The organism is Alcanivorax sp. (genome assembly GCF_014762765.1).
Taxonomy (GTDB): domain Bacteria; phylum Pseudomonadota; class Gammaproteobacteria; order Pseudomonadales; family Alcanivoracaceae; genus Alcanivorax.
On the sequence record NZ_JABURH010000013.1, the window covers coordinates 1 to 5,406 of the forward strand.

General features: G+C 62.0%; 5 protein-coding genes. All 5 read left to right on the forward strand.

Translation table 11 applies throughout. The annotated features are described in order from the left end of the window. Positions 1-648 (forward strand): SDR family oxidoreductase (locus tag HUJ17_RS00145; protein ID WP_290508818.1); only part of this gene is annotated, 648 nt, incomplete at its 5' end. Further along, positions 648-2,258: an acyl-CoA carboxylase subunit beta gene (locus HUJ17_RS00150; RefSeq protein WP_290508819.1), complete on the forward strand. Its 1,611-nt coding sequence runs from the start codon at positions 648-650 to the stop codon at positions 2,256-2,258. The genes HUJ17_RS00145 and HUJ17_RS00150, both read left to right, overlap by 1 nt. Before the next feature lie 184 nt (positions 2,259-2,442). Continuing rightward, positions 2,443-3,600 carry an acyl-CoA dehydrogenase family protein gene (locus HUJ17_RS00155; RefSeq protein ID WP_290508820.1) on the forward strand — a complete coding sequence of 386 codons (1,158 nt, stop codon included), beginning with the start codon at positions 2,443-2,445 and terminating at the stop codon, positions 3,598-3,600. Between the two features lie 181 nt (positions 3,601-3,781). Then, positions 3,782-4,588: an enoyl-CoA hydratase-related protein gene (locus HUJ17_RS00160; protein WP_290508821.1), complete on the forward strand. Its 807-nt coding sequence runs from the start codon at positions 3,782-3,784 to the stop codon at positions 4,586-4,588. A gap of 177 nt (positions 4,589-4,765) precedes the next feature. Further along, the coding region (locus tag HUJ17_RS00165) for a biotin carboxylase N-terminal domain-containing protein (RefSeq protein ID WP_290508822.1) at positions 4,766-5,406 on the forward strand (641 nt) is incomplete at its 3' end.

The window sequence follows — 5,406 nt, forward strand, 5'->3', positions numbered from 1 at the left end:
GAAGAAGTGGTCAAGGCCACCGTTGCCGAGATCTACAAGGCCGTCGAGGTGGTCCACGGCCTGGTCAATAACGCTGGCGGCCAATTCCCTTCCCCTCTGGCGCTGATCAGCCAGAAAGGCTGGGAAACCGTGGTGCGCACCAACCTCACCGGCGGCTTCCTGATGGCCCGGGAAGTATTCACCCAGGGCATGAACCGTAATGGCGGCGCCATCGTCAACATTGTCGCCGACATGTGGGGCGGCATGCCCGGCATGGGTCACTCCGGCGCCGCCCGGGCCGGCATGGTCAACTTCACCCAGACCGCCGCCTACGAATGGGGCAGCTGCGGGGTGCGCGTCAACGCCGTGGCACCGGGCTGGATCATGTCCAGCGGCATGGACACCTATCCGGAAGGCTTCAAGCAGACCCTGAAAACCCTGCGCGCCGCCGTACCGCTCAAGCGCATGGGCAACGAATCGGAAGTGTCCGGCGCCATCTGCTTTTTGCTCAGCGATGCTGCCGCCTTTATCAGCGGTGACACCCTGCGCATCGACGGCGCCGCCAGCCAGGGCAACGTGGCCATCTTCCCGCTGCCCGATCATGACAAGAGCCAACCGTTTGACGGCTTCCACCGAGCCACCACCCCCGATGTCTTCAAGGACCTGTAATGTCAGTCATTGAATCCGCACTGGACCCGAACAGCGAGGAATACCGGCAGAACCGCGAGGCCCTGCTGGCGGCAGTGGAAGAATTCCGCGCCATTGAGCAGGCCGTGGTGGATACCGCCGAGAGCAAGCGTGCCAAGTTCGAGAAACGCGGCCAGCTGCTGCCCCACGAGCGTATTTCCCGGCTGCTGGACACCGGCTCGCCGTTCCTGAGCCTGATGAACCTGGCCGGTTACAAGATGCACGACGACAAGGACGGCACCGAAGCCGGCGGCAGCACCATTGCCGGCATCGGCTATGTGTCCGGTGTCCGTTGCCTGGTGACCGCCTCCAATTCCGCCATCAAGGGCGGCACCATCTCCCCCTCCGGCCTGCACAAGACCCTGCGCCTGCAACGCATCGCCATGGAGAACAAGCTGCCCGTGGTCAGCCTGGTGGAGTCCGGCGGCGCCAACCTGAACTACGCGGCAGAAGTGTTCGTGGATGGCGCCCGCACCTTTGCCAATCAGGCACGGTTGTCCGCCGCCGGCATCCCGCAGATCACCGTGGTACACGGCAATGCCACCGCCGGTGGCGCCTATCAGCCGGGTCTGTCCGACTATGTGGTAGTGGTACGCGAGCGCGCCAAGATGTTCCTGGCCGGCCCGCCCTTGCTGAAAGCCGCCACCGGCGAAATCGCCACGGATGAGGAACTGGGTGGCGCGGAAATGCACAGTGGTACCGCAGGCACCGCCGAATACCTGGCAGAAAACGACGCCGACGGCATCCGTCAGGCCCGGGACCTGGTCAAGCTGCTGGGCTGGCGCCGGGCGGCACCGGACAGCAACGCTTTCGAGCCACCCCGCTATGACGCTGAAGAGCTGCTCGGCGTAGTGCCCGCTGATGCCAAGAAACCCTACGACGTACGCGAGATCATCGCCCGCATCGCCGACGGCTCAGACTTTCTCGATTTCAAGAACGACTGGGACAGCGCCACCGTGTGCGGCTGGAGCACCATCGAAGGCAAGCCCGTGGGCATCATCGGCAACAATGGTCCGATCACCCCGCGAGGCGCTGCCAAGGCCGCCCAGTTCATCCAGCTCTGCGACCAGACACGCCGACCATTACTGTTCCTTCACAACACCACCGGCTTCATGGTGGGCACTGATGCGGAACAAAACGGTGTCATCAAGCACGGCTCGAAAATGCTGCAGGCCGTGGCCAACGCTCGAGTGCCGAAGATTTCCATCGTGGTCGGTGGCTCCTACGGGGCCGGCAACTATGCCATGTGCGGCCGCGGCCTGGACCCGCGCTTCATCTTTGCCTGGCCCAACTCCAGGGTTGCCGTGATGGGTGGCCAACAGGCAGGCATGGTGCTGCGCATCGTGGCCGAGGCCAAGCAGCGCGCCAACGGCATTGAGCCTGACGAGAAGGTACTCGACATGCTTCAGCAGACCACCGCCCAGAAACTCGACAGCCAGTCCACCGCCCTCTACGGCACGGCCCGGCTGTGGGACGACGGCATCATTGACCCCCGCGACACACGCCGTGTGGTGGCCTATGCCCTGGACATTTGCGCCGATGCCCAACACCGCGAGCTGCACCCGAATGCGTTTGGGGTGGCAAGGCTTTAACGCAGTTACAAGTTGCAAGAGACGAGTTTCAAGGCGCGAGAAATGCCTTGCCAAACATCAATGCCATGCCCGCGTCCTTGCGCGGAGTCAAAACAGTAAGGGGCCGCACCACGCTGCTCCGCGTTGCAACTTTCAACTTGAAACTTGCGACTCAACAAACAATCGAACAAGACAGGGAGCTCCCATGCTTTTCACTCAAGAACACGAAGAACTGCGCCGCACAGTCCGCAACTTTGTCGAGAAAGAACTGAACCCCCACGTCAAGGAATGGGAAGAAGCCGGTCGCTTCCCCATCCATGAGGTGTTCAAGAAGATGGGCGATCTGGGCCTGCTCGGGGTCACCAAGCCGGCAGAGTTCGGCGGCATGGGTCTGGACTATTCCTACGGCATGGTCATGGCCGAGGAAATGGGCCGCACCCACTGCGGCGGCGTCCCCCTCTCCACCGGGGTACAGACCGATATGGCCACCCCGGCCCTGGCCCGTTTCGGCTCCGACGAGCTGCGCCAGAATTACCTGGCCCCGGCCATTGCCGGTGACATGGTGGCCTCCATCGCCGTGTCCGAGCCCCATGCCGGTTCCGATGTGGCTGCCATCAAGACCACCGCCACCAAGGACGGCGACGACTACGTGATCAACGGCACCAAGATGTGGATCACCAACTCGCCCAGCGCCGACTGGTTCTGCCTGCTTGCCCAGACGTCCGAGGGCAAACCGCACATGAACAAGTCACTGATCATCGTGCCCAAGGATGCCGGCGGCATCACCGTGGACAAGCCCCTGCACAAGCTGGGCATGCGCTCCTCGGAAACCGCCCAGGTGTTCTTCGACAACGTACGTGTTCCCCAACGCAACCTGATCGGCCAGGAAGGCATGGGCTTCATGATGCAGATGATCCAGTTCCAGGAAGAGCGCCTGTTCGCCGCCGCCAACAGCCTGATGGGCATGCAGCACGTGATCGACGAAACCATCGCCTATGCCAAGGATCGTCAGGTATTCGGCATGCCGTTGATCGACAACCAGACCGTGCACTTCCGCCTGGCCGAACTGCAGACCGAAGTGGAGTCCCTGCGCGCCCTCACCTACCGGGCCTGCGAGATGTACATCAACGGCAAGGATGTGCTGCAACTGGCCTCCATGGCCAAGCTGAAAGTGGGCCGCCTCAGCCGGGAAGTGGCTGACAGCTGCCTGCAGTACTGGGGCGGCAACGGTTTCATGTGGGACAACCCGGCCGGTCAGCTTTACCGGGATGGTCGCCTCGGCTCCATCGGTGGCGGCGCCGACGAAATCATGCTGGGCATTATCTGCAAGACCATGGATATCCTGCCGGGCAAGAAACGATAAGAGTTGCAAGAAACAAGTTTCAAGTTGCAAAGCGCGGACAAGGCTAAAGAAAACTGCATCGTCTTGCCCGCACACAATCATTGCGGCGCGGCTAAAGCCTAGATCGTGTGGCACGCGCATCTTATTCGCGTTGCGACTTTCAACTTGAAACTTGCGACTGGTCATTCAAGCGAGAAAAGTCATGACGCTACCACAAACCGAAACGATAACGCTGAACCAGGACGGCCCGGTTCTGCACATCACCCTGAACCGCCCCGACAGCCGTAACGCCATGAGCCTGACCATGGTCAACGAGCTGATGGCCGTGTTCGAAGCGGTGAAGGATGATGCCGATGTCCGCGCCATCGTACTGCGCGGTGCCGGTGGTCACTTCTGTGCCGGCGGCGACATCAAGGATATGGCCGGTGCCCGCCAGCAGGCCGCCAGCGGCGACAGTGACGCCTTCCAGAAACTCAATCGCCGTTTCGGGGAAATGATCACCGCCGCCAACCACCAGCCCCAGGTGCTGATTACCGTGCTGGAGGGTGCTGTCTTGGGGGGCGGCTTTGGTCTGGCCTGCATTTCCGATGTGGCGCTTGCCCACACCGGCGCCACTTTCGGCCTGCCGGAAACCGGCCTCGGCGTGATTCCCGCCCAGATCGCCCCCTTTGTGGTGGAGCGCATCGGCCTGACCCAGGCCCGGCGGCTGGCCCTCACCGGCATCCGCTTCCAGGGCGAAGAAGCCCGGCGGCTGGGTATCGTCCATGAAGTGGCCGCCGATGCGGACAGCCTGGACGCCCTGCTGGAAGACAACCTGAAAGCGGTTCGCAAATGCGCGCCCCATGCCAACCGGGTGACCAAACAACTGGTGCTGAACGTGGGCCATGAACCCATGGAGGCCCTGCTGGACCAGGCGGCAAAGGATTTCGCCGCCGCCGTGAACAGCGAAGAAGGCCAGGAAGGCACCATGGCGTTCGTACAAAAACGCCCGGCGAAATGGAATCAATAAAAGAGTTGCAAGAGGCAAGTTTCAAGTTGCAAAGCGCGCCCAAGATTAGAGAAAGACAACATCGTCTTAGCCGCGCACAACCATTGCGGCGCGGCTCAAGACCAGATCGTGTGGCAGCGCACCTTATTCGCGTTGCAACTTTCAACTTGAAACTTGCAACTCAACCAAGGAACCACAATGAGCTTTGAAAAAATCCTGATTGCCAACCGTGGCGAGATTGCTTGCCGGGTCATCGCCACCGCCCAGTCCCTGGGCTACCGGACCGTGGCGGTCTACTCGGAACCGGATGCCGGTGCCCGTCACGTGCAACTGGCGGATGAAGCCGTCTGTGTAGGCCCAGCACTGGCCAGCGCCTCCTACCTGAACGTGGATGCCCTGCTGGATGCCTGTCGCAAGACCGGCGCCGACGCAGTGCACCCGGGCTATGGCTTCCTGTCGGAAAATGCCGGGTTTTCCAAGGCCTGCAAGGATGCCGGCATCACCTTTATCGGCCCCGATGAAGATGCCATTCACCTGATGGGCTCCAAGCGCCTGTCCAAGATCGCCATGATCGAAGCCGGCGTGCCCTGCATTCCCGGCTACGAAGGCGAAGACCAGAGCGACGCCACTCTGCTGAAGGAAGCAGAACGCATCGGCCTGCCGCTGATGATCAAGGCGAGTGCCGGTGGTGGCGGCCGCGGCATGCGCGTGGTCACCGATGCCAGCGAGATTCCCGCCCAGCTGAAAAGCGCCCGCCAGGAAGCCAAAAGTGCCTTCGGCAGCGACGAGCTGATCCTGGAGCGCGCCGTGATGCAGCCACGCCATGTGGAAATCCAGGT

Coding starts and splice junctions, on each gene's coding strand:
- HUJ17_RS00150 (WP_290508819.1), top strand. CDS start 648: ATGTCAGTCATTGAATCCGCACTGGACCCGAACAGCGAGGAATACCGG.
- HUJ17_RS00155 (WP_290508820.1), top strand. CDS start 2,443: ATGCTTTTCACTCAAGAACACGAAGAACTGCGCCGCACAGTCCGCAAC.
- HUJ17_RS00160 (WP_290508821.1), top strand. CDS start 3,782: ATGACGCTACCACAAACCGAAACGATAACGCTGAACCAGGACGGCCCG.